This is a genomic window from Moraxella sp. I5G, from assembly GCF_055193055.1.
In genome coordinates this window covers 23,877-48,241 of the sequence record NZ_JBUXLH010000009.1, presented here as the reverse complement: position 1 = coordinate 48,241, position 24,365 = coordinate 23,877, and the positions used below count along the sequence as shown (strand labels likewise).

The 24,365-nt window shown below is 38.9% G+C and carries 18 protein-coding genes and 1 other RNA gene; 13 read left to right on the top strand and 6 right to left on the bottom strand.

Features of this window, described 5'->3' with window-relative positions; all coding sequences use genetic code 11:
- Nucleotides 1-262 precede the first annotated feature (262 nt).
- From ppsR to cmk, 6 genes are all read left to right on the top strand, one after another.
- Complete coding sequence (gene ppsR, locus ACZBKJ_RS06280) at nt 263-1,138, top strand: posphoenolpyruvate synthetase regulatory kinase/phosphorylase PpsR (protein WP_463200098.1); 876 nt, start codon at nt 263-265, stop codon at nt 1,136-1,138.
- 49 nt (nt 1,139-1,187) lie between these two features.
- Nucleotides 1,188-2,807, top strand: a complete 1,620-nt coding sequence (sthA, locus tag ACZBKJ_RS06275; protein WP_463200097.1) for a Si-specific NAD(P)(+) transhydrogenase — start codon at nt 1,188-1,190, stop codon at nt 2,805-2,807.
- A gap of 12 nt (nt 2,808-2,819) precedes the next feature.
- Complete coding sequence (locus ACZBKJ_RS06270; RefSeq protein ID WP_463200095.1) at nt 2,820-3,707, top strand: RDD family protein; 888 nt, start codon at nt 2,820-2,822, stop codon at nt 3,705-3,707.
- Nucleotides 3,704-4,420 (top strand): uracil-DNA glycosylase, encoded by a 717-nt coding sequence (gene ung / locus ACZBKJ_RS06265; protein ID WP_463200094.1) that lies wholly within the window; start codon nt 3,704-3,706, stop codon nt 4,418-4,420. The genes ACZBKJ_RS06270 and ung overlap by 4 nt, the downstream gene beginning before the upstream one ends.
- A gap of 70 nt (nt 4,421-4,490) precedes the next feature.
- Nucleotides 4,491-4,955 carry a tRNA adenosine(34) deaminase TadA gene (gene tadA / locus ACZBKJ_RS06260; RefSeq protein WP_463200093.1) on the top strand — a complete coding sequence of 155 codons (465 nt, stop codon included), beginning with the start codon at nt 4,491-4,493 and terminating at the stop codon, nt 4,953-4,955.
- 20 nt (nt 4,956-4,975) lie between these two features.
- Nucleotides 4,976-5,665 (top strand): (d)CMP kinase, encoded by a 690-nt coding sequence (cmk, locus tag ACZBKJ_RS06255; protein ID WP_463200092.1) that lies wholly within the window; start codon nt 4,976-4,978, stop codon nt 5,663-5,665.
- Between the two features lie 50 nt (nt 5,666-5,715).
- Here cmk and ACZBKJ_RS06250 read toward each other — a convergent pair whose 3' ends face one another.
- Nucleotides 5,716-5,844, bottom strand: coding sequence for a hypothetical protein (locus ACZBKJ_RS06250; RefSeq protein WP_463200091.1), 129 nt, complete (start codon nt 5,842-5,844; stop codon nt 5,716-5,718).
- A gap of 2 nt (nt 5,845-5,846) precedes the next feature.
- Here ACZBKJ_RS06250 and rpsA point away from each other — a divergent pair, with 2 nt between their 5' ends.
- A complete protein-coding gene (gene rpsA, locus ACZBKJ_RS06245; protein ID WP_463200090.1) occupies nt 5,847-7,517 on the top strand; it encodes a 30S ribosomal protein S1 in 1,671 nt (556 codons plus the stop codon).
- Nucleotides 7,518-7,610: 93 nt separating this feature from the next.
- On the opposite strand, the gene ACZBKJ_RS06240 is transcribed toward rpsA, so the two are convergent.
- Nucleotides 7,611-8,336 carry a Bax inhibitor-1/YccA family protein gene (locus tag ACZBKJ_RS06240; protein ID WP_463200089.1) on the bottom strand — a complete coding sequence of 242 codons (726 nt, stop codon included), beginning with the start codon at nt 8,334-8,336 and terminating at the stop codon, nt 7,611-7,613.
- Between the two features lie 226 nt (nt 8,337-8,562).
- On the opposite strand from ACZBKJ_RS06240, the gene ACZBKJ_RS06235 reads away from it, so the two are divergent.
- The 4 genes from ACZBKJ_RS06235 to folP all read left to right on the top strand — a co-directional run bounded on the left by ACZBKJ_RS06235 (nt 8,563) and on the right by folP (nt 13,497).
- Nucleotides 8,563-9,528 carry an NAD(+) kinase gene (locus ACZBKJ_RS06235; RefSeq protein WP_463200156.1) on the top strand — a complete coding sequence of 322 codons (966 nt, stop codon included), beginning with the start codon at nt 8,563-8,565 and terminating at the stop codon, nt 9,526-9,528.
- 3 nt (nt 9,529-9,531) lie between these two features.
- The gene (locus ACZBKJ_RS06230; RefSeq protein ID WP_463200088.1) at nt 9,532-11,130 is read left to right on the top strand and encodes a phospholipase D family protein; all 1,599 of its coding nucleotides are present in this window, start codon (nt 9,532-9,534) and stop codon (nt 11,128-11,130) included.
- A gap of 133 nt (nt 11,131-11,263) precedes the next feature.
- Complete coding sequence (locus tag ACZBKJ_RS06225; RefSeq protein ID WP_463200087.1) at nt 11,264-12,601, top strand: MFS transporter; 1,338 nt, start codon at nt 11,264-11,266, stop codon at nt 12,599-12,601.
- A 26-nt stretch (nt 12,602-12,627) separates the two neighbouring features.
- On the top strand, nt 12,628-13,497 hold the full coding sequence (gene folP, locus ACZBKJ_RS06220) for a dihydropteroate synthase (protein ID WP_463200085.1): 870 nt from the start codon (nt 12,628-12,630) through the stop codon (nt 13,495-13,497).
- 79 nt (nt 13,498-13,576) lie between these two features.
- On the opposite strand, the gene clpB is transcribed toward folP, so the two are convergent.
- Nucleotides 13,577-16,153 carry an ATP-dependent chaperone ClpB gene (clpB, locus tag ACZBKJ_RS06215; protein WP_463200084.1) on the bottom strand — a complete coding sequence of 859 codons (2,577 nt, stop codon included), beginning with the start codon at nt 16,151-16,153 and terminating at the stop codon, nt 13,577-13,579.
- A gap of 201 nt (nt 16,154-16,354) precedes the next feature.
- Here clpB and ACZBKJ_RS06210 point away from each other — a divergent pair, with 201 nt between their 5' ends.
- Nucleotides 16,355-16,909, top strand: coding sequence for a carboxymuconolactone decarboxylase family protein (locus tag ACZBKJ_RS06210; RefSeq protein WP_463200083.1), 555 nt, complete (start codon nt 16,355-16,357; stop codon nt 16,907-16,909).
- A 92-nt stretch (nt 16,910-17,001) separates the two neighbouring features.
- Nucleotides 17,002-17,359: a transfer-messenger RNA gene (ssrA, locus tag ACZBKJ_RS06205) on the top strand.
- Nucleotides 17,360-17,805: 446 nt separating this feature from the next.
- On the opposite strand, the gene ACZBKJ_RS06200 is transcribed toward ssrA, so the two are convergent.
- Genes ACZBKJ_RS06200 through ACZBKJ_RS06190 form a run of 3 tightly spaced genes read right to left on the bottom strand, consistent with a single transcriptional unit; the run spans nt 17,806 to nt 24,147 of the window.
- On the bottom strand, nt 17,806-19,500 hold the full coding sequence (locus ACZBKJ_RS06200; protein ID WP_463200082.1) for an efflux transporter outer membrane subunit: 1,695 nt from the start codon (nt 19,498-19,500) through the stop codon (nt 17,806-17,808).
- A 12-nt stretch (nt 19,501-19,512) separates the two neighbouring features.
- Complete coding sequence (locus ACZBKJ_RS06195) at nt 19,513-22,662, bottom strand: efflux RND transporter permease subunit (protein WP_463200081.1); 3,150 nt, start codon at nt 22,660-22,662, stop codon at nt 19,513-19,515.
- Nucleotides 22,663-22,671: 9 nt separating this feature from the next.
- Nucleotides 22,672-24,147, bottom strand: a complete 1,476-nt coding sequence (locus ACZBKJ_RS06190; RefSeq protein WP_463200080.1) for an efflux RND transporter periplasmic adaptor subunit — start codon at nt 24,145-24,147, stop codon at nt 22,672-22,674.
- Nucleotides 24,148-24,365: the final 218 nt, after the last annotated feature.

Genomic DNA, 24,365 nt, shown 5'->3' with positions numbered 1-24,365 from the left:
TTTGAATTTGCGGTTTTTTATAAAATAACCAATATACAGCAAAAAATACTGTAAAACATATTGAAAATTCTATAGATAAAAAAGAAAACATATTGAAGATTTATTAAATAGAAAGTAGCAAATTGTATCATTATTGTACAATAACTGCAATGTAACTTGATGGATATTTTAGCATTTATACTTAATTTATTTTATGCTATACTTGCCAAGACTTTTGTTTTGTGTTTGTTGCACCATCACGCCATTACTACCAAGGATTGTTATGTATATTTATAATGAAAATCAAAATTTCACTCAACCCAATCCCAATCAAAACACACCAAAACGCAGTGCTTTTTTTATCTCAGATGGTACGGCAATCACTGCAGAAACGCTTGGTCGGTCACTTTTAAGTCAATTTGGTGATGTGCAATTTGATATAAAAATCATTCCTTATGTTAATACACTAGAATTAGCCCGAGATGCCGTCAAGCGTATTGAGGAAGCTTATCGTTTAACGCAATTAAAACCTTTAGTTTTTGACACCATTGTCAGCGATGATATTCGCAACATTATCAATGAAGCGCCCGCCTGCAATTTGGATATTTATGAAGGGTTAATCACTCGCATTGCTGATGAAATTGGGCACACTCCCAATCCACATTCTGGTATGGCGCATGGACGCGTAGATTCTGACGATTATAAAGCCCGAATTGATGCGGTGCATTTTGCCTTAGACAACGATGATGGCGCGCGTACCACACACTATGATGGTGCTGATATTATTTTAATTGGACTTTCTCGCTCAGGAAAAACGCCCACTTCTTTGTATCTTGCTTTGCAATTTGGTATTCGTGCTGCTAATTATCCTTTTACTGAAGATGATTTAGACAGCAATCGATTACCCAAAGCCTTGCAACCTTATCGCCATAAATTATTTGGTCTAACAATTGATACTGAGCGCTTGGTGCGTATCCGTCAAGAAAGAAAGGCAGGAAGCCGTTACGCCAGTCTTGCCCAATGTCAAGAAGAACAGCGCGCTATCCAAGCCATCTACACCACCCAAAAAATTCCTAATTTAAATGTTTCTGAAATGTCCATCGAAGAGATTGCCACACGTATTTTGCAAATAACTGGACTGTCTCGACGTATTAATTAGTTGTTTAAACCTAGCTGTCCAACAAAGCTCACAATATTTAGGATTGATTATGTCAATAGCAAAAAACCAAAAAGATTCATCCAATTATCCAATCAGCAGCGAAGTTATCAAAACCAAAAAAGAGAATGATACCATTAAAGTCAATGCTTCAAAAATAGATGGTGACGCGAAAAACTCTACCAAAATTGCCATCAGCACCACTCATGAAGACCCAATCCACCACCTTATTAGTCCCTTAGATGGACAACGTGTTGCCCTAAAAACTACCAAGCAAAAGACTAAACACAGTTTTGACTATGATGTGGTGGTGCTGGGTGCAGGTCCTGCAGGCGAAGCGGCGGCAATGAAACTTGCAAAATCGGGTAAAAAGGTAGCGGTGGTTGATCCACGTGAACAAGTTGGCGGAAACTGTGCTCATGTTGGCACTATCCCTAGTAAAGCCCTGCGTCAATCGGTATTTAATGTTATTGGTATTCGTCGCGACCCGCTATTTAGCTCGATTACTGACAGTTTTTCAGTGCCATTAAATAAAGTATTGAGCAAAGCTCGCCGAGTTATTTTAAGCCAAGTAAACACCCATAAACTATTTTATCAAAGAAATGGGATTGATATTATTCAGGGTTGGGGTAGTTTTAGAGATGAACACACTTTAGATATTGACGACTTAGACGCTGAAACCGACCGTTCCATTACCTTTGAACAGGCTATCATTGCTGTTGGTTCTCGCCCTTATCGCCCTGATATTTTAGACTTTGACCATCCACGTGTTTTTGACTCAGATAAAATTTTACAGATGGACTATGTAGCTCGTAAAATCATCATTTATGGTGCGGGCGTCATTGGTTGTGAATATGCATCTATTTTTACAGGTCTTGGCTATGTTGTTGATTTAATTAACAATAAAGACCAACTTTTGAGTTACCTAGATGACGAAATCTCAGATGCACTCAGTCATGACTTTCGCCAATTTGGAGTGCGAATTCGTAATAATGAAGAAATTGACCGTCTAGAAACTTTTGATGACTGCGTGATTTTGCACTTAAAAAGCGGTAAAAAAATCAAATCTGAAGCTATTTTATGGTGTAATGGACGTTCTGGTAATACTGATGGTTTAAATCTTGAAGCAGTTGGTTTAAAAGCCAATAGTCGCGGGCAACTGGAAGTTGATCGAACTTATCGCACCGCCGCCCCTCATATCTACGCAGTAGGTGATGTGATTGGTTGGCCTTCTCTAGCATCGGCTGCCTATGACCAAGGAAGAAATGCTGCTGGTTTTATGGTTGGTGATAAACATGCTGAATTTATCTCCAGTGTACCCACAGGCATTTACACCATTCCTGAAATTTCAAGTATTGGTAAAACTGAAAAAGAACTCACTGCCGATAAAATACCTTATGAAGTTGGTCAAGCATTTTTTAAACACCTAGCTCGAGCCCAAATTATCGGGGAACGCTCTGGAGTTTTAAAAATACTTTTTCATCGTGAAACTTTGGAGATTTTAGGCATTCATTGTTATGGCAACCACGCTTCTGAGATTATTCATATCGGGCAAGCAGTAATGAAATGTGGGCATACTTTGGAATACTTCGTTAATACCACATTTAACTATCCCACTATGGCAGAAGCCTATCGTGTGGCGGCGCTTAATGGGCTAAACCGTATTTTTTAACAAGCAGATATTATGACAATCACCAAAATTTATCTGGCACGAAATAACGTTCAGGCTGGGCCTTATACTCTTGAGCAAATCAACACCATGTTAGCATCTGGTGAGGTTTTACTGGATGATTTAATCTGGCATAAGGGCATGTCAAATTGGCAAACAGTTGGTGAGGTAACTGGTGGACGTTTATTTTATCAGCCCAATCAGCCCCCTATTCAAAGCACTTCGCCACCCAATCGTGGTTTTGGAGACAATGTAGACATCTATCCGCATCAAACTTCAAACCGCCCAGATGTAGACAAGCTATATGGCCGTAAACCGGTTGCTCAACCCCAAAAAATTACCGTGGTATTATCCAAAGATACCGCGGTCAAATACGCTAGTATCAGTCAACGATTTTGTGCTTTTGGAATCAATACATTACTGTATCTTTTGGCGATTATGCCTTTATTGATTGCTTTTTTAAGTCTATTTGATGCCAATGCACTAGGTCAATCATCAAATGCCAGTGAAATTTTTGCTTATTCTAACAAACTTGCCAGTCAAATCCCTACTAGCACTTTAAACATCAGTCATACCATGTTGTTTGTCCTATTGGGTATGCAGTTATTACTGATTTTTAAACGCGGACAATCTTTTGGTAAAATGGTGATGGGCATTCGGGTGGTCAATCCTACTACCTATAAAACCCCAAATCTTTTTACGCTGTTGTTTATGCGAACAATATTCTTGATTTGCATTTATATCATAGGAATGTTGTTTTTTTCAGGATTGCCAGCGTTATTGATGTTAGCCATTAATTATTTTATGGCAAACAACAGTTCCACCAAACAAGGTTGGCATGATACTTTGACCAAAACGGTTGTTGTGCAAGCAAACCCAAACCAATTGGATAAAACCATATGAAAACTTACACCCCAGTAGAACAAGAAATTTTAAACCGCGCTCAAATTCCAGATGATTGGAAAACGGTATTAGCTGATGCTTTATTAAGCAAGGATATGAGTGCTTTACGCGAGTTTTTACAACACGAATATCAGCAGCAAAAGACTATTTATCCACCTAAAGACAAAATTTTTAATGCATTTAATCTAACACCATTGTCTCAAGTAAAAGTGGTTATTTTAGGGCAAGACCCCTATCATGGCGCAGGACAAGCTATGGGATTGTCATTTAGTGTACCTAAAATTATTCCAAAGCCACCATCATTGCAAAATATTTTAAAAGAACTGTCTTTGGATTTAGGTATTGCCATTAGTAAACACGGCGATTTAACGGAATGGGCAAAACAAGGCGTTCTATTATTAAATGCTACCTTAACCGTTGAAGACAGCAAAGCTGGCAGTCACCAAAACCAAGGTTGGGAAAGTTTTACGGATGCGGTCATTGATGCAATTAACACCCACACTCAAAATACTGTTTTTATTCTTTGGGGCAGTTTTGCTAAGAAAAAGGGGCGTTTTATTGATACCAATCGTCATTTAGTATTAACTGCAAGCCATCCATCACCACTATCAGCAAATCGTGGTGGATTTTTTGGCACAAAACCTTTTTCCAAGACTAATACTTATCTAATAGAACATGGTAAAACCCCCATCAATTGGCAACTTTCTCAATAATTGGCATTCAAATTCATCAACAATTTTTGACTTAAGTTTATGCTTGTTTTGGACTGACTTTGATGCGCAGATGATGAAACAAGCGTTGGTTCTTGCGAATACAGGGGCAGTTCTTGGTGAAGTGCCTGTTGGTGCAGTGATTACTTATCAAAATCAAATTATTGGGGAAGGTTTTAACTGCCCAATCAGCACCTCTGACCCAACTGCTCATGCTGAAATTGTCGCCATTCGCCAAGCCTGTCAGCATTTAAAAAACTACCGCGTACCTGAAGGCAGTACTTTATATGTAACGTTAGAGCCCTGCACCATGTGTTTAGGCATGCTGGTACATGCTCGCATTTCACGAGTAGTTTTTGCTACGACAGAACCCAAAGCAGGTGCGGTGATTAGCCAAGAGAATTTTATGGAAAAATCTTATTTTAATCACAAAATCACCATTGTAAGCGGTCTTTTTGCCGAAGAATCTTCCAAGTTATTAAGTTCTTTTTTTAAACAAAGGCGACTTGCTAAAAAATCAAAGCCCCAAATCGATTAAAAACGTTTATTAGGAAAATTATGCAAAAAAAACAACCCATCATTACCATTGACGGTCCAAGCGGTTCAGGCAAGGGCACATTAGCCTATCGTTTGGCAGTGCATTTAAATCTACCTTTATTAGACAGCGGGGCTTTATATCGCATCGTTGGGCTTTTAGCTTATCAAAAAGGTCTATTAACAGCAGCGCCTAATGAAGATGCTTTAGCTCAAATGACCCAAAATTTATCTTTAACTTTTCGTCCCAATCCTAATACCAAAATGGTAGATATTTATATTGACAATCAGTTATTTACAGACAATATCCGCACAGAAACGGTTGGTAATTACGCATCTAAAGTTGCCCTTTTTCCAAAAGTTCGTAACGCCCTTCTTATGGTTCAGCAAAATATGAAGCAAACAGGCGTGGTAGCTGACGGTCGTGATATGGGAACGGTGGTTTTTCCTGATGCCGATGTTAAAATTTTTTTAACCGCTAGCGCTGAATCTCGTGCCAAAAGACGTGTTCTGCAATTAGAGCAATTAGAGCAAGCCGCAGATTTTGATGAAATTTTAAATACCATCCTACTACGAGACGAAAGAGATAAAACACGAGAAGTTGCCCCCTTAATCGCCGCAAGTGATGCTTTAGAGATTGACAGCTCCAATTTAACTGCTGATGAAGTCTTTAACCAAGTTGTAACATTTTGTCAAAAAAAATTAAAATTTTAGAAAATTTTTGTATAAATTTCATAAATTCCGCAAATAAACGTGTAATTGTGCTAAAAGTTTGCTAAAATACCTACTTTTATTTGCGTCCAAATCCATGCCAAAGCCAGTATTGCATCATTTGGACGTTCACAAGAACCGTACTGACTGGACAGGCTACGGGTATTTTTAAAGGTAAACATAAATGGAATCATTTGCTGAACTGTTTGAAGCAAAGAACGCAAACGAAGTAAAAGTTGAAATCGGTGCTGTTATCTCTGGCGTAGTTGTTGCTATTGATAATGAACGTATCACCGTAGATACTGGATTAAAATCAGAAGGCTTCATCGCTCGCAGCGAATTTTTAAATGAAAGTGGTGAACTTGAAGTTGCCATCGGCGACAAAGTTGATGTTGTCGTTGAAAAAGTTGATAACGGCATGGGCGAAACCATTCTTTCTCGTGAAAAAGCTAAGCGCGAAGAAAGCTGGCGTATGCTTGAGCAGTTACACGAAAATGATGAAATCGTTAAAGGTCTTATTTCTTCTAAAGTAAAAGGTGGCTTTACGGTTGAAATTGGCTCAGTACGTGCCTTCTTACCAGGTTCATTGGTTGATGTACGCCCTGTACGTGATACCGCTCACATTGAAGGCAAAGAACTTGAATTCAAAGTTATCAAAATTGACAAACAACGCAACAATATCGTTGTTTCTCGCCGCGCAGTCATGGAAGCTGAAAACTCAGCAGAACGCGATGAATTGCTTGCTAAACTTGAAGAAGGCATGGAAGTACAAGGTGTGGTGAAAAACCTAACCGATTATGGTGCATTTGTTGATTTAGGTGGCATTGACGGTCTATTACACATCACTGATATGGCATGGAGACGCATCAAGCACCCATCAGAAGCTGTTGAAGTAGGTCAAGATGTTACTGTTAAAGTATTAAAATTTGATCGTGAACGCAACCGCGTTAGCCTTGGCTTAAAACAATTGGGTGCTGACCCTTGGAGCGAAGTTGAGCAAACTTACCCAGTTGGCACTATCACAAAAGCTCGCGTTACTAACTTAACCGACTATGGTTGTTTTGCTGAAATCGCTGAAGGCATTGAAGGCTTGGTACACGTTTCAGAAATGGATCATACCAACAAAAATATTCACCCATCAAAAGTTGTTCAAGTTGGTGATGAAGTCAATGTTATGGTGCTTGAAATTGATGGTGAGCGCCGTCGTATCAGCCTTGGCATCAAACAAACCATGGCAAACCCATGGGAAGAGTTTGACAAAAAGTACTCTAAAGGTGACAAAATCACAGGTACCATCAAATCAATCACTGACTTTGGCTTGTTCATTGGTCTAGAAGGCGGTATTGATGGTTTGGTTCACTTGTCTGATATCTCTTGGACTGAAAGTGGCGATGATGCCATCCGCAACTACAGCAAAGGTGAAACTGTAGAAGCGCAAGTACTACAAGTTGACGCTGAAAATAACCGCATCAGTCTTGGCATTAAACAGCTAAATTCTGACCCATTTAACGAATACTTGGCCGCTAATGAGCGTGGAGCTATCGTTAAGGGCACCGTAAAAGAAGTGGACGCCAAGGGTGCCATCGTTGCTCTAGCTGATGAAGTGGAAGGTTATTTGGCAGCTGCTGATATTGCTCGTGAGCGCACCGAAGATGCTAGTAAAGTACTAAACGTTGGCGAGGAAGTAGAAGCTAAAATCGTTCGTGCTGACCGCAAATCAAGAAGCATTACTTTGTCTATCAAAGCCAAAGATGAAGCTGAAGAGCGTCAAGCCATCAAAGAGTTATCAAATACCGCTACCGAAAATCAACCTAAAACATTAGGTGATATTTTTGCTGACCAGCTAAAAGGCTAACTCACAATAAAAAAGTGGTGATACATTTCACCACTTTTTTTATGAAGAAAAAATATCCTCTTTTGTTGAGGATATTTTTTATTTTATTAACAATTAATCGTTTTGTAGATAGCCAATTAAACGCAACATTTCAACATACATCCAAACCAATGTTGCCAAAATACCAACGCTATGCACCCATTCAAATTCTTGGTCTACACCATAACTGACACTGCGTTCTACATTATCAAAATCAAGCAACAAATTAAAGGATGCGATAATAGTAACAAATACACTAAAACCAATGGCAATCAAACCGCCACCAAAAAGTCCTGGAATACTGCTACTAAAAATTAAGCTCATGCCTAACTGGATAAAGTACACAATAGCAATGGCAATGGTTGCTGATGTGATGATGGAACGAAATTTTTCACCCACTTTTACGATGCCTGTTGTGTATAAAGTTAGCATCACCGCTGCAGTAATAAAGGTTGCAGATAATGCCATCAAAGGAACGCTAGGTGCTTTATAGTAAGCTGCCGCACTGACTGCCCCTAAAAACACTCCTTCAATCATTGCATAAGGAACTGATAATGTCTTAGCTAAATGTGGTTTAAACGCCATCAAAAGCCCAATGCCCATTGCTGAAAAAACAGCAACAATCGCTAGTATATACAACATGCCTGGTGCAATTGCGCCCATCAACGTAAAAAAGAAGATACCAAAACCGACAAAAGCGGATAGCCCTAATAAAAATGCAGTTTTTTTGACCACGCCATTAACCGTCATTGGAACAGCACCAACAGCAAGTTCAGTGCGGCTTATAATTGGGTTTGCCATAGTTTTCCTTTAAAATTAACCAATAAATCAAAATATAAGAGAACTTTTCTTATACAATAAATGATTAAATAAATCAATCAATTTTGGACAAACTTAATAAAATTTTACAATAGACCTAAAAGATAGTTACAAATTTGTATACGATTTTATCTTAGCACTTGTTTTTCTTGAGCTTATGAAAAACTTTCGGTATGATACGCCTACCTTAATTTATCCATCAAAAACCATGACCACAGTGCACACTTTAACACGCAGCCATTTTAAAAAAATTGGACTGATTGGACGGGCGGGCAAAAAAAGTATCACCACCACACTTAATCAGCTTATTGAGCTATTGCATCGATGGAACCTTTTAACAATTATTGACACCAGCACCGCTAGCATTGAAGGAATTTTAATAGATTTTAATCACACAGATGAGCATCATATCAAGATTGTGCCACGTTGGCGGATGGGCGAATACTGTGATTTGGTAATTGTCGTTGGTGGTGATGGTTCTATTTTGCAGGCTGGTTCGCTATTAGCAGGTACAGGTGTTCCTGTTTTAGGCATTAACCGTGGTCGTTTAGGATTTTTAGCCGATGTCAATCCTGACAAATTAGAAGAACAATTATTGCAAATCCTACAAGGCAACTATCACACTGATGAGCGTTTTTTATTAAAAATGCAGATATTAGGACAAGATGATTATGACAAACCTTGTGTTTTTCATGAAAGTTTTGCTTTAAACGATGTTGTACTTCATGCTGGAAAATCAGTACATACTATTGATTTTAATCTAAAAATTGATAATGTTGCCGTATATCGCCAACATGCTGATGGTCTGATTATCTCCACACCAACAGGTTCCACCGCTTATTCTTTGTCTGCAGGCGGCCCTATTATTCATCCAAACTTAGACGCCATCTGTCTTGCGCCCATGCATCCACACACATTATCTAGCCGTCCAATCGTAGTTACAGGCACCAGCAAAATTAGCATTAATATCAATAAAGATAATCGTACCCAGCCGATGGTAAGCTCTGACGGGGAAGCTAGTGTGCCATTAAAAAGCGACCAAACACTTTTGATTACTAAACATGATAAATCATTGATATTGTTACACCCTATTGGCATCGATTTTTACCAAGCCTGCCGAACCAAGCTTAATTGGAGCTTATACAGTGAAGAATTTTCCTTAATTGAAGATTAATTAATGGCAATAAAACAAGACAATATTCGCTCTAAATTGTTTAAAATTTGGGCATCTACAATTTACATCAGTCTGTTGGTAGCTTGTCAGGGTTTACCAAAAAATCCACATTTACCAAAAAATTCATTAGATCATCAGCCTTATGCGCTAAAAAGCACGACATCTGAATCAGCATTTTTACAAAATATCAAACAACAATCAGCTCAACATCCCAATTTATCAGGCTATCGTTTAATTGCTTCAGGTTCAGATGCTTTTAGCACACGCACGCTTTTAACTCAATCCGCCCAAAAAAGTATTGATATTCAATACTATATCTGGCACGATGATACTACAGGTATTTTTTTATTAAAACAGCTTTGGGCTGCCGCCGAACGTGGCGTTATGGTGCGATTATTATTGGATGATTTTAACAGCTCGCCTAGCCGCGACAAGATTTTAACCGCTTTTGCAAGCCATCCCAATATTTCCGTACGAGTTGCCAATCCTTTGGTTTATCGAAAATACCGTAAATTAAATTTTGTTACTCGTCCACGACAAAGCCAAACGCGCATGCATAATAAAAGCATGACCTTTGATAATGTAGTGAGTATTGTTGGCGGGCGAAATATTGGTGATGAATATTTAAACAGCAATCAAAAAAGAAGGTTTGCTGACCTTGATGTACTAGTTGCAGGGCAAGTAATTGACGACATCAAAACCAGCTTTGAGAGCTATTGGCAATCCAATTTATCATTTGATATACAGGTTTTAACTCAAAATAAATATAGCCCTACAGCGTTTAATTTTACACTCAACCCTAATGAAATTAGCACTTACCAAATCGCCACCCAAAATAGTTCGATGACGACCCTAATTCAAAATGTAATGCCACTACGTTGGGCTCGCATGTATTTTTTGGCCGATGATGTTAAAAAATTAAGCGGTAATGCTGATGAAAATGGGTTGTTAGTTACTCAATTACGCAATATGCTTCCTACCCCCAAAAAACGCTTGAGCATTATTTCATCGTATTTTGCTCCAACAAAAAAAGGGGTAAAAATTTTAAAACAGCTTAGCGAAAATGGCGTGCAAATCAGCATTTTAACAAATGCTTACACTGCTACCGATGTGCGTTTGGTGCATATGGGCTATGGGCATTGGCGCAAGGATTTATTAAAGTCAGGTATTCAGCTTTATGAACTCAAAGCAAATGCCAATAGCTTACATCAAATTAACAAACACAATGATAAGCCATCATTTATGACAAAAAAGAGTTTACACGCTAAAGCATTTGCAATTGATAATCAAGCAGTGTTTATTGGCTCTTATAATATTGACCCTCGTTCAGCTAATATTAATAGTGAACTTGGCATGGTAATTGATGATAATATGCTTGCTTGGCATATCCATAAAGCTCTTAATAACGATATAATCAAGCAAAACAGCCCAGATATTTTGCATCAAACCTATAAAGTAGAAATCAACCCAAGTTATCAATTGCAGTGGCGAACCATAGAAAACAATCAAGAGGTTATTTACACCAAAGAGCCAAAAACCTCTTTAATAAATCGCACAAATATCGCACTTTTGAGTTTATTGCCCATTGATGGGTTTTTATAAATCACTTATTCATAGATTAAATTTATAAATATATTATAATAGGCGCCAATACAAAAACAGACAATTTACAACGGCGCAAAAAAGCAACTGTAAAACAAGATATAATACGCATAAATCATATGGTAGGATACTCATGTCAAACTCTCTAACCTCTACGCATTTAACTATAATTGCCATTGCCGCGGTTACGGCAGGGATTGGCTTTTTTGATTATATGATTTTTGTGTACCTCAACGACGTGCTTAGTGAACTATTTTTTATTGGGCAAAGTCATGATTGGTTTTACGAAATGCAATTAATTGGTCTATTTGTGCTTAGTTGTTTGGCGATGCCTCTTGGTGGATTCTTAATTGGTGAATACGCAGATGATGAAGGGCGAAAACCTGCCTTTGGACTTAGTGTCATGGCAATGGGTGTATTTACTTTTATCATTGGACTTTTGCCAACGGATACTCATATTGGTGTTTTAGCATCATTTTTATTTATTTTAGCAAAACTTGGGCAAGGCATGGCGTTTGGTGGTCTGATTCCAACAATTTGGGTTTATTTAAGTGAACGTCTTCCAAATAAAAGTTTAGGTCTAGGGTTGGGTGTGGTTACCGCAAGTTCATTGTTTGCGGTTTTGCTCTTACTTTTTTTGGTGCTTGGGCTAGAAAATTATTTGTCCAATGACGATATTATGCTTTTTGGTTGGCGAATTCCCTTTTTGCTTGGTGGCGCAGTTTGTGCTGTTTTATATTTATTTGTACGTCGTTTTAGTGAAACACCTGTTTTTTTGCGTTTAAATACCAATCATGACGATAAGGCATTGAGTATTCACACTCTAGAAAATCAAAACGTAACGGAAAATTCATCCAAAGAATCCATTGGTTTTTACACTCTAATTCAAAAGCGGCTGGCTATTTTTTTACCTGCCATTACTTTATCTTGGCTAGCCGCTAGTTTGTTTGTCGTATTGGTTATTTTATTGCCTGATTTAATCAGCACTAATTTTATTTTGGATGAAAGTGTATTAAATTTAGGCGTCATTATTGGCATAACCTTTATGATTATTGGTTGTGTTGTTTATGGATTTATGGCAGATTTTGCCAATACTGCTCAAGTTATGTTGTTTGGTGGCATCTTTTTTATTTTGCAAATTTTATTATTTTTTGGTCATTTAACGGGTGGCGGTGAACTAATTTTAGTATTTTTTGCCCTACTTGGGTTCTCTAGTGGCATCATGGCGGTCGCGCCGATGATTATTATTCGACTGTTTCCAACTCGCATTCGCGCTACTTACACATGTGTGGTATACAACATCGCTTTTGCACTCATCAGTACTTTACTACCATTTATCCTAGGATTTGTCAGTTTTTATTTTCGCTTAATGCCGGCAATGTATTTAGTGTTAGCTGTGGGGGCGACGGTATTTATTAGCTTTTATGCTTACCACATTCCTCAAATTAAAAATGATAATTACACAGATTAATGCTATTTAAAAAAGAAAAATTTATTATGCTGACACACTGTTTAAAATTTCGTCAAAAAACCTTAGATTTATCCACCCCAAAAGTCATGGGGGTGCTGAATGTTACCCCTGATTCATTTTCAGATGGCGGGCAGTTTAATAGCGTAGATAAAGCTATTGCCCACGCCGAAACAATGATAAATTTTGGTGTGGACATTATTGATATTGGTGGCGAATCAACGCGTCCAAATGCTCCTATTGTCAGTACTGATGAAGAACTGTCCCGGGTAATGCCTGTGGTTGAGAAGATACGCAAGCAATTTGGTCATGATATTTGGTTATCGGTTGATACTAGCAATCCTGTTGTCATGCAGCAAAGCATTGATGTAGGTGCTGATATCATCAATGATGTGCGAGCGCTAGCATATAAAGGAGCAAAACAGATGGTTGCACAATTAAACTGTCCTGTTGTACTCATGCACAATCGGGGTAATCCCCGCACTATGGATGATTTGATTGATTATACCGATGTTATTAAAAACATTACTGATGAACTGCAAGATGCCATCACTCAAGCAGTAAATGCAGGGATTGACCATAAAAATATAATCATTGATGTTGGTATGGGCTTTGCCAAAGGATATCGTGAACATAAAATGTTAATCAACCATCTATCTGACATCATACAACATTTTAAGCTGCCCATGCTGTTTGGGGTATCACGTAAACGTTTTTTAGGGGAAATTTTAGGGCAAATGCAGCTGCCCTATCTTGATAACCATTTAGCTTCTGAACGGGATATGGTTGGGGTGATTGCCCATCTTTTAGCCATCAAACAAGGCGTTCAAATCGTACGAGTACACGATGTTAAAAATATGGTACAAGCAATAAAAGCCTATCAATTGTTTACCAACTAACAAATTACCAATCAGCAAACAAAAACCAAATAAAAATCCCAAAGCTAAACTTTGGGATTTTTGTACACATTGACCAAATTTAACTTAATAATCGTTTATTAAACACAAAATTACCTTGGCCGTCTACGTCCACTAAAATGGTATCGTGAGGTAAAAATTCACCATTTAACAATTTAACAGATAATGGGTTTTCAATTTCTTGTTGGATGGCACGTTTTAAAGGTCTTGCCCCAAACGCGGCGTCATAGCCATTATTTGCCAATTTTTGTGTAGCTAAATCGCTAAAAATAATTTGCATGTCTTTTTCATTTAAACGCTTAGCAAGGCGCGATAATTGAATAGTTACAATGCCTGCCATTTGTGCTTGTCCTAATGGGTGAAACACCACTATTTCATCGATGCGATTGATAAATTCTGGTCTAAAATGTGTGCCAACAGATTGCATGACTGCTTCTTTGATTTTGTCATAACTTTCATTTGCCATATCAAAAATCTTATGACTACCCAAGTTTGATGTCATAATGATAACCGTATTTTTAAAATCTACGGTACGACCTTGAGAATCTGTTAAACGCCCATCATCCAGCACTTGCAACAAAATGTTAAACACATCAGGATGGGCTTTTTCTACTTCATCAAACAATACCACACTATAAGGTTTACGGCGCACCGCTTCGGTCAAAACCCCACCCTCTTCATAGCCTACATACCCTGGAGGAGCCCCAACTAGACGGCTAACTGAGTGTTTTTCCATAAATTCGCTCATATCAATACGAATCATGGCGTTCTCATCATCAAATAAAAAGTTTGTCAAAGATTTAGTAAGCTCAGTTTTCCCCACCCCTGTTGGTCCTAAAAACAAGAATGAACCAGCGGGTTTATTTGGGTCAGAAAGTCCAGCTCTGCTACGACGAATGGCGTTAGCAACTGCATTTACAGCCTCATCTTGACCAACAACTCGGGCGTGTAATACTGACTCCATTGTTAACATTTTATCTTTTTCGCCTTGGAGCATTTTAGCAACAGGAATCCCCGTGGCTGCTGACACCACCTCAGCAATTTCATTATCTGTTACTTTGTTACGAAGCAGTTTTGGTGCATCGAGTTTGTCATTTTCATCTTGAGCAAGACGTTTTTGCAGCTCTGGAATTACTCCATATTGCAGGCGTGATGCTTCAGCAAAATCACTTTCTCTTTGAGCTTTTTCCAAAGCAAAGCGAGCTTTATCGAGTTCAATTTGAGCATTTTTGGTATTTTCCACCAATGCCTTTTCAGATTTCCAGATTTCTTCTAAATCTGTATATTCTTTTTGAGCGTCATCAATTTGTTTTTGCAAATTAACTGCTTGTGCTTTTGAACCTTCATCGTCGTCTTTTTTAACCGCTTCTAATTGCATTTTTAGCTGAATAATACGGCGGTCTAATTTATCCAAACTTTCAGGTTTGCTGTCTAATTCCATTTTGATACGACTTGCCGCCTCGTCAATCAAATCAATGGCTTTATCAGGTAACTGACGGTCTGTAATATAGCGGTGCGACATTTTAGCAGCAGCAATAATAGCACTGTCTAAAATTTTAACGCCATGATGCACTTCATATCGCTCTTTTAAACCACGTAAAATTGCAATAGTATCTTCGACACTTGGCTCATCAATGAGCACTTTTTGAAAACGTCGTTCAAGAGCAGGGTCTTTTTCGATGTATTGACGATACTCATCAAGTGTGGTCGCCCCCACACAGCGTAACTCACCACGTGCTAACGCTGGTTTTAGCATATTGCCTGCATCCATTGCTCCAGAGGTTTTGCCAGCCCCAACCATAGTATGCAGTTCATCAATAAATAAAATGATATTGCCATCTTGTTTGGCAAGGTCACTTAATACTGCTTTTAGTCGCTCTTCAAATTCACCATGATATTTTGCACCAGCAATCAAAGACCCCATATCCAGCGATAAAACCTCTTTGTTTTTCAGGCTGTCAGGTACTTCGCCATTGATAATTCTCTGGGCAAGCCCTTCAACAATTGCTGTTTTACCTACACCTGGCTCACCAATCAATACAGGATTGTTTTTAGTACGACGAGATAACACCTGCACTGTACGGCGGATTTCGTCATCGCGACCAATCACAGGGTCAAGTTTACCCTCTTTAGCTCTATCCGTTAGGTTGATAGTGTATTTTTCCAAAGCATTTCGAGTTTCTTCAGCATTTTGATTCTTCACGGTGTCATTTCCTCTTAGTTCTTGAATAATTTTTGTTAAATTTTGAGCATTAATGCCTGCTTTACTAAATACTTTTTTACTGTCTGTTTGTTCGCATAAAGCCAAAAGTAGCCACTCAGTTGCTACAAACTCATCACCCGCTTTTTTAGCATAACTTTCAGTTAAGTTTAGTATTTGGCTAGCATCAGCGCCTAAATTTAACTGACCTGTTGGTGTCATGGTGGTTACTTGACGTTCTAAAAAGGCTTTAGTTTCCTGATTTAAAATAGCAACATTTGCCCCTGCATTTTCAAGTGTTGCCAAAACTGCTTTATCGGCTAGAACAGACGCAAGTAAATGGGCTGAACCAAGGCTTGTATTATTTAGGCTAACTGCCAGCGTTTGGGCTTCTTGAATGATGTTTTGTAATTTGTTGGTATATTTTTGGAAATTCATACAACCTCCGTAAATTTTTATTGCTTTCTTGAGTGATATATGATAGACAGTAATTGATTTTTCAATTAAAATTTTTTTAATTTGAGAAAAAAATTTATAAGATATTGATTTTATTTTAAATTTTTAATTTTTAAAAAAGACTTGTAATTTAAAACCTAGATACCATATAACAAAAGTCCATTTAAAAACTAAGGAAAAATTATGGCGCGTCTTATTGTTCATACTCCAGACACTGCTCCTGAAGCTGCTAAAGAACGTATTGAAGCAGTACAAAAAGCCAATGGTTTTATTCCAAATCTTATTGGAGTGTTGGCAAACTCTCCCCAAGCATTGGCATTTTATCAAGAAGTTGGTAAAATGAACGGTTCTAATTCATTGACCGCTGAAGAAGTAGAAGTGGTACAGATCACGGCTGCTGCTCATAATGGTTGTGATTTTTGTGTAGCAGGTCATAGTAAAATTGCTACGTTGCGTCTAAAAACACCCGAACCCATTTTAGAAGCATTACGCAACCGCACAAGCATCGACGACAATCCAAAATATCAAGCGTTAGCACAGTTTACCATGCAGTTGATTGATAAACGTGGTCAAGTATCTGATGATGAATTAAATGCATTTAAATCTGCAGGTTACAACGACCAAAATGTGCTTGATGTCATTATGGGTGTAGCGCTAGCAACCTTATGTAACTACGCCAATAATGTCGCTAAAACTGACATTAATCCTGAACTGGCTGCCTATGCACCAAAACACTAATTTTGTTTAGCCCATAAATAATTGTCAATAATTGTTGAGGTTTGCATAATTCACTTGCATTTTTCAGCAGTTATGATACCATGGGAACAATTGGGGATGTTCTGGCTTTGACGCTGGTAATGAAACCTAATGATGCATGTCAAGAGTGTATGCCTCTTGTAAATACCCATACCTTTAAAATAGTCGCAAACGACGAAACTTACGCTCTAGCAGCCTAAGGGCTGCTTGGGTCGGCACAGATTGCCTTTGGTCTGGTTGCTCACCCCGAAGCGAACGTACAAGGGATAGTTTAGGTTAGTGTTCCAATAGCTTAGGCGAAACTTTAGGAAATCGTCCAATCCTACCTGACTGTCGGTTCGGTGCGGATTAAAGCCATAGACAGATTCTAAGCATGTAGAATCATGGGCGTAGTGCTGGCGGACGCGGGTTCAACTCCCGCCATCTCCACCATTATAAAGCTATCATTTATAATCAAACAATATCACTGATTATCATAAAACCCCAAAAAAACCCTTGTAGTTATTAAATTACAGGGGTTTTTTAGTGTCTTAAACTGTCATGTGTTATCACTAACAATTATTGATTATCATAAATTATCAAGCTAAAATAACACACAAATTACACATAGCTAACACACCATGGCACTAACAGACGGTCAAATCAAATCGCTTAAAGTTTAGGCAAAATGTTGCTCAAAATCTGACGACGACGGATTATCGCTTAATATAATGCGCTAGCTGGTAAAAAGTCATAGATTTTGGACTTAAATCAAACTTAGTCAAAAACCCTTGAAAATCATGAATTTCAAGGGTTTTTTAATATCTAAACCAATCAAAATTATAGCCAAATATCATATAAATAACACACCCAAAATCAAATTGGTGTGTTATTTCTTATTATTTAGACTTATTTGGTGGCATAGAAACGTCTGTCTGTACGTCTGCCTGAGTGGCATTTTGAGACTGATTTGCCTCTGACTGTACGGATTGCACTTCTGGATTTGCTACACCAGCTACATTTTTTGGTTCAAGCACTCTAATATTATCAGGCTTGGTTTGAGTTAATTGCAGCTTTTCATCTTCAATTTGTGTTTTTTGATTTGCAATATCCGCCAAAGTTGCTAAATTTGCCGTCTTCATTGCTTCACGTTGCTGATGAAATTCAGCAATCTGTTCAGCTGTCAAACTTGCACCACCACCCAAACGTTGATATAGTTCAATTTGACTGATGATTTTTTGTTGCTCCAGACTCAAAATACCTTGTTGATTAGCAAATAATGAACGTTCTGCATCTAAGACATTTAAATAATCATCCAAACCTGAACGAAATCTAGCATAAGCAATATCATAAGTTTGTTGATAATTTTTTTGTAAACGATACTGAGAATCCAGTCTTTGACCAAGCGTTGCTCGATTTGCTAAAACATCATTGACTTCTTTAAAAGCAGTTTGAATGGTTTTTTCATAAGCTGCTAAAGCCGATTTTTGAGCAACTTCCGCTACTTCATAGTTGGCGCGACGACTGCCTGCATCAAAAATTGGCAAACTAATTGATGGCCCAAATGACCAACCAAATGCTGAACTATTGAACAAATCTTTTAAATGAGATGAACTGTAGCCAATATTACTTGATAAACTAATCGATGGAAAATAAGCCGCACGCGCAACATCAATATTGGCGCCAGCGGCACGCAATGCATGTTCAGCTTGGACAATATCGGGACGATAGTACAAAAGTTCGCTAGGTAAGCCGGTTTGGAAAATTGTCTGTGTTGTAATGTTTGCTACCGCCATCTCAGGCATCAATTCTTTAGGAATGGGCTTGCCAATAAGCAATTGTAAAGCATTTTTTAATTGCAAAATGTTTGTATCAGCTTCATAAATAGAAATTTTAGCCGATTCTAAAGATGCTTCTGCCTGCAAACTTGGTGAACGCGAATCAATACCTGCACTAAAACGCTTTTTTGTAATCATCAGTGAATGTTCGCGCGTTTTTAGAGTTTCTTTGGCAAGATGACGTTGGGCAAGTGCATAACTCAAATTTACATAAGTTTGAGCAATATTGGAAATCAAAGAAATTTGGGCGGCATCTTTAGCAGCATTTGTTGCTAAAAAATCATGCAATGCGGCTTCTTTGCTATTGGCGACTTTACCCCAAAAATCCAATTCATAACTGGACATCGCCAGCCCAACGTTATATGCTGTACTTGGATTTTGATCTCTTCCCCCTGCTGAACGCGTTACTCCAGCACTAGCGCCAACGGTTGGTAAACCACCAGCACTGGTGATTTGATATTTAGCTTTAGCACTTTGTATTGCTAAAATAGCTTGCTCCAAATCTTTGTTATGTTCAAGCCCCATCTGTATCAACTGCTTTAATTTGGGGTCAGCGTAAAAATCCTGCCAACGCAGCCCCGCCAAACTAGGTCTTTGAGGAACGCTGATGGTTTCTTGATCAAGAACTTCAAAGTTTTTATCCAAAGGCACATTTGGCACAGCAATCGGTGTTTGTGCCTTTGGAGGGATGACACTGCAAGCAGACATCGCCAAACTCAGAGCTGCAATAGTAAAGAAATGTATTTGTTTTATCATCTTTGATTCTCCTTATGAGTTTGACTTATCCAAATTTACAGTGGGTTTGTGCTTGTAAGGAAAAATAGTTCGCACCCACACATAAAACATCGGAATAAAGAAAATACCCAAAAATGTTGCAGTAATCACCCCACCAAGAACACTGGTACCAACAGCATTTTGACTGCCAGAACCTGCACCAGTTGCTTGATACAAAGGCACAACACCAATACCAAATGCCAAAGATGTCATAATAATAGGTCTAAGACGCATACGCGCCGCGGTCATTACTGATTCTTTTAAGGATTTGCCTTTTTCTTGAATTTCTTTAGCAAACTCAATAATCAAGATGGCGTTTTTAGCGGATAAACCAACTACCGTTAGCAAACCCACTTGCAGATACACGTCATTTGAAAAACCACGCATTGCTGTAAATAATACCGCACCCAATACTCCAAGCGGAATCACCAAAAGCACCGAAAATGGAATTGACCAGCTTTCATACAGTGCTGCCAAACATAAAAACACCACCAAAATAGAAATAGCGTATAAAATTGGAGCTTTGCCGCCTGATTTTTGCTCTTCTAGTGCCAAGCCTGTCCACTCGTGCCCAATACCTTCTGGCAGCTGCTTCATCATCACTTCCATTGCAGCAATTGATTCACCAGTACTTTTTCCAGGAGCTGAAGTACCTTGCAGCGCCATACTAGAAAAACCATTGTATCGCGTTAAATTAGGCGAACCATATTGCCAACGACTGGTTGCAAATGAAGCAAACGAAATCATCTCACCATTATTATTGCGCACATACCATTTAGCAATGTCTTCAGGGGTGGCACGGCTATCAGGTTTGCCTTGTAGATAGACTTTTTTAATGCGTCCACGGTCAATAAAGTCATTTACATAACTACCTCCCCATGCCTGAGAAATGGTGCTATTAATGCTTGACATGGATAAATTATAGGCGGCAGCTTGTTCTCTATTAATATCAATTTTTAATTTAGGAGCGTCTTCTTGACCACCTGGACGAATTGAACCAATGGTGTCTTTGCTTTGCATTGCCATACCCATCAACATGTTACGCGCTTCTAAAAGCTTTTCGTGACCCACGCCACCGCGGTCTTGCAGCTGTAAATCAAACCCACTGGATGTGCCAAAGCCTTGAATAGCTGGAGGCGCAAGTGGCAAGATTAGTTTAGCTTCTGGAATGATGCCATTCATCACCATAGCGCGCTGAGCGATGGCTTGAGCGGTTGATTTATCAGTTGTACGCTCACTCCAGTCTTTGAGTTTAACAAACGCCATACCCATGTTTTGACCACTTCCCATAAAACTAAAACCTGAAATGGTAAATATACTATCAACATTATCTTTTTCTTGGGTCTGATAGTAACCCAAAACTTTATCCATGACTTGATTGGTTTTATCCATCGTGGAACCTGCTGGCAATTGTACAATTGTCATTAGCATGCCTTGGTCTTCTTCTGGCACAAATGAACTGGGCAATTTAACAAACGTGCGTGCAAAAATTGCCACAATCACCACATACAGCACCAAATAGACAAATTTGGCATTAAATGTTTTGCCTACAAAACCTTCATATTTTTGGCTGGCTTTTAAGAACAGACGGTTAAACCAACCAAAAAAACCTTTTTGGGTTTGCACATCTTTGTGCTGACCACGTTTTAAAATGGTTACACAAAGCGCTGGAGTAAAAATAAGCGCGACCATTGCTGATAACGACATACTGATGATGAGCGTTGCGGCAAACTGACGATAAATGACACCACTAGAGCCACCAAAGAAAATCATGGGTACAAAAACCACGGATAAAATCAAAGCAATACCAATGACTACTTTACTGATTTCACCCATAGACTGAATGGTAGCATCTTTGACTGGAATGGTATGATTTTCTTCCAAAATCCGTTCAACGTTTTCAACCACTACGATTGCATCATCTACAAGCAGACCAATAGCAAGCACCATTGCAAACATGGTTAAGATATTGATGGTAAAACCAAATTGCGATAATAATGCAAACGTACCCAAAATAACTACAGGAACGGCTAAAGTTGGAATGATAGTTGCACGCCAGCTTTGTAAGAAAAGCAACATCACCAAAAATACCAATCCAATTGCTTCAAGTAAGGTTTTGACAACTTGAGTGATGGATAAGCGTACAAATGGCGTAGTATCGTAAGGTACTTCGTATTTTAAACCTTTTGGAAAAGACGTGGACAATTCATTTAAACGAGCCTCAACTGCCTCACGAACTTCCAAAGCGTTGGCGCCTGAAGCAAGACTGATTGCCACGCCTGCTGCTATTTTACCATTGTACAGTGTACGTGATGAATAAGATTGACTACCAAGTTCAACATCAGCAACATCACCTAAATACACTTTAGCGCCAGAAGCATCGGTTTTCACCAAAATTTTACGAAATTCTTCAGGGGTTTGCATGTAGCTTTGAACACTAACACTAGCATTGATAACTTGGCGCGTTTCATCAGATGGTAAATTCGCAATTTGACCTGCTGAAACTTGCACGTTTTGACTACTGATTGCTGCAGAAATATCTGATGGCATTAACGAATATGAACGCAGTTTTTCAGGGTCAAGCCAAATACGCATGGCATAACTAGAGCCAAAAACATTAACCGAACCGACACCATTGACACGGCTAACCGCGTCAACAATACTGGAGTTTAGATAATCGCCAATATCATCTTCTGACATGCTGCCATCTTCTGATACAAATGCTGCAACCATCAAAAATCCACTGGACGATTTATTGACGGTAACACCTTGTCTTTGCACTGCTTCAGGCAAAGAACTGGTCGCAGCTTGCAGTTTATTTTGCACCTGCACTTGGGCGGTATCTGGGTCAATGCTGTTATCAAAAGTTAAAGTAACTTCTGCCGAACCTGTTGATGATGAACTCGATGACAAATAAGACAAACCATCCAAGCCCTTCATTTGTTGTTCAATTACTTGCGTTACAGAGTTTTCCACCGTTTCAGCATCAGCGCCTGGATAAGTGGCACGAATAGACACTGTTGGCGGTGCAATGCGCGGATATTGCTCAATAGGCAACCCATAAATTGCAATACTACCAACTAACATAATTAAGATAGCGATAACCCACGCAAAAATGGGACGCTCAATAAAAAATTTAGACATAGGTCTTCCTTAATTGCCTGAACTGTCGCTACCATCCGCCATGCTTTCAGCTTCTTTTTGCGCGGCATTTGCTTCATCTTCTTGCTCTTTAGACTTTGGCGCCATGACACTATTTTGACCTACTTTTTCAGTTGGAGCACTAGGGTTTTGGGCTGGTTGAGATGCTGCTTCGGGATTTTGTGCTTGGGCATTTGGGTTTTGGGCATCTTGATTTTGAGCATTGGAATTTTCAGGGGTAGGCCCTGGGGTTTGACCTGCCAGCTTAACTTCAACCGCCTGACCTGCAGTAACTTTAGCACCACCCATGACCACCACCGCATCACCATTGGTTAAACCTTCAGTTACTACCCATTGACCTTTGAACGTGCCTGATGTTTTGATGGTGCGTTTTTCAATCTTTTTCTCACCATTGACTACCAATACTTCAGCTTCACCTTTTGGTGTCAAAGTCACTGCTGTTTGTGGTAATAGTACTGCATTACCAATCACTGCTTGGGCAAGATTAGCATTAACATACATTCCAGGAATTAAAACACCGTTTGGATTTTCAAACACAGCACGCAACGTAACCGTGCCTGTGCTTTTTTCTACTTTGGCATCTGAAAGCGCTAATTTACCAATTAAAGGATATATTTCACCATCTTCTAAAACGATTTGTACTTGAGTGGTACCAAAACCTGCTTTGCCTGATTCAATTTGTTGGCGCAATCTTAACATTTCTGATGATGACTGCTGAATATCCACATACACCACATCCGTACGAGAAATGGTTACCATCGGGGTAGCTTGTGATGCCGATACCAAAGCCCCAGATGTTACTGACGAAATGCCCACTCTGCCTGAAATCGGCGCGCGAACAATGGTGCGGTCAATGTCTAAACGGCTAGCATCGTGCACTGCTTTGGCGCTACTGATGGATGCTTCAGCTTGTCTAACCGTTGCTTTGGCTGCCTCAACATTTGCCTGAGCAGTACGAACGGCCGTTTTATACTGGTCGTACATTTGTTTAGAAACAGCATCAATACCAACCAAACTTTGTACACGATTTAAATCTGATTGAGCTTGAGCAAGAGTTGCTTCTTGAGCGGCAAGTGAAGCTCTGGCGCTGACAAGACTGGCTTCAGCGGTAGCAATGGATGCAAGACTAGTATTGGCAGCACTAACATAATTATCACGATTGATGCGATATAATTCCTGTCCTTTTTTAACAAAACTACCTTCTTTAAACAAAACCGCATCAACAATCCCGCCAACTTGTGGACGCACTTCGGACGTTTCAAAAGCTGCAACTCGACCCGAAAACGTCTGCATAATTGGCACAACACCCAGTTCAATCACCTGCACTTCCACCACAGGCGTTGGCGCTTTTTGCTGAGCTGAAGCCTCAGTCTTGGCATCTTTTGCCTCTTGTTTTTTACAACCAAAAAGTATTGCCATGCTACTAAATGCCAACGCCATACTCAGCGTTTTTAAATTGAATCTCATAAAAAACCTTTCTTATTTGTGTTATAAAGCCTCTAATCTTGCCAAACTTGTTACAATTTGCTAATTCTTGATAAAATTTTATACAGAATAACACACAACCATTGCACAAAGTTAAAGATTTTCATTATAACGTATTTTTTGCTCATTTTTAGTAAGTTTTTGCACTTGTGCGTTCATAAAAACAGTTTGTAAATTACCTAAAACTATGTTCAAAGCAA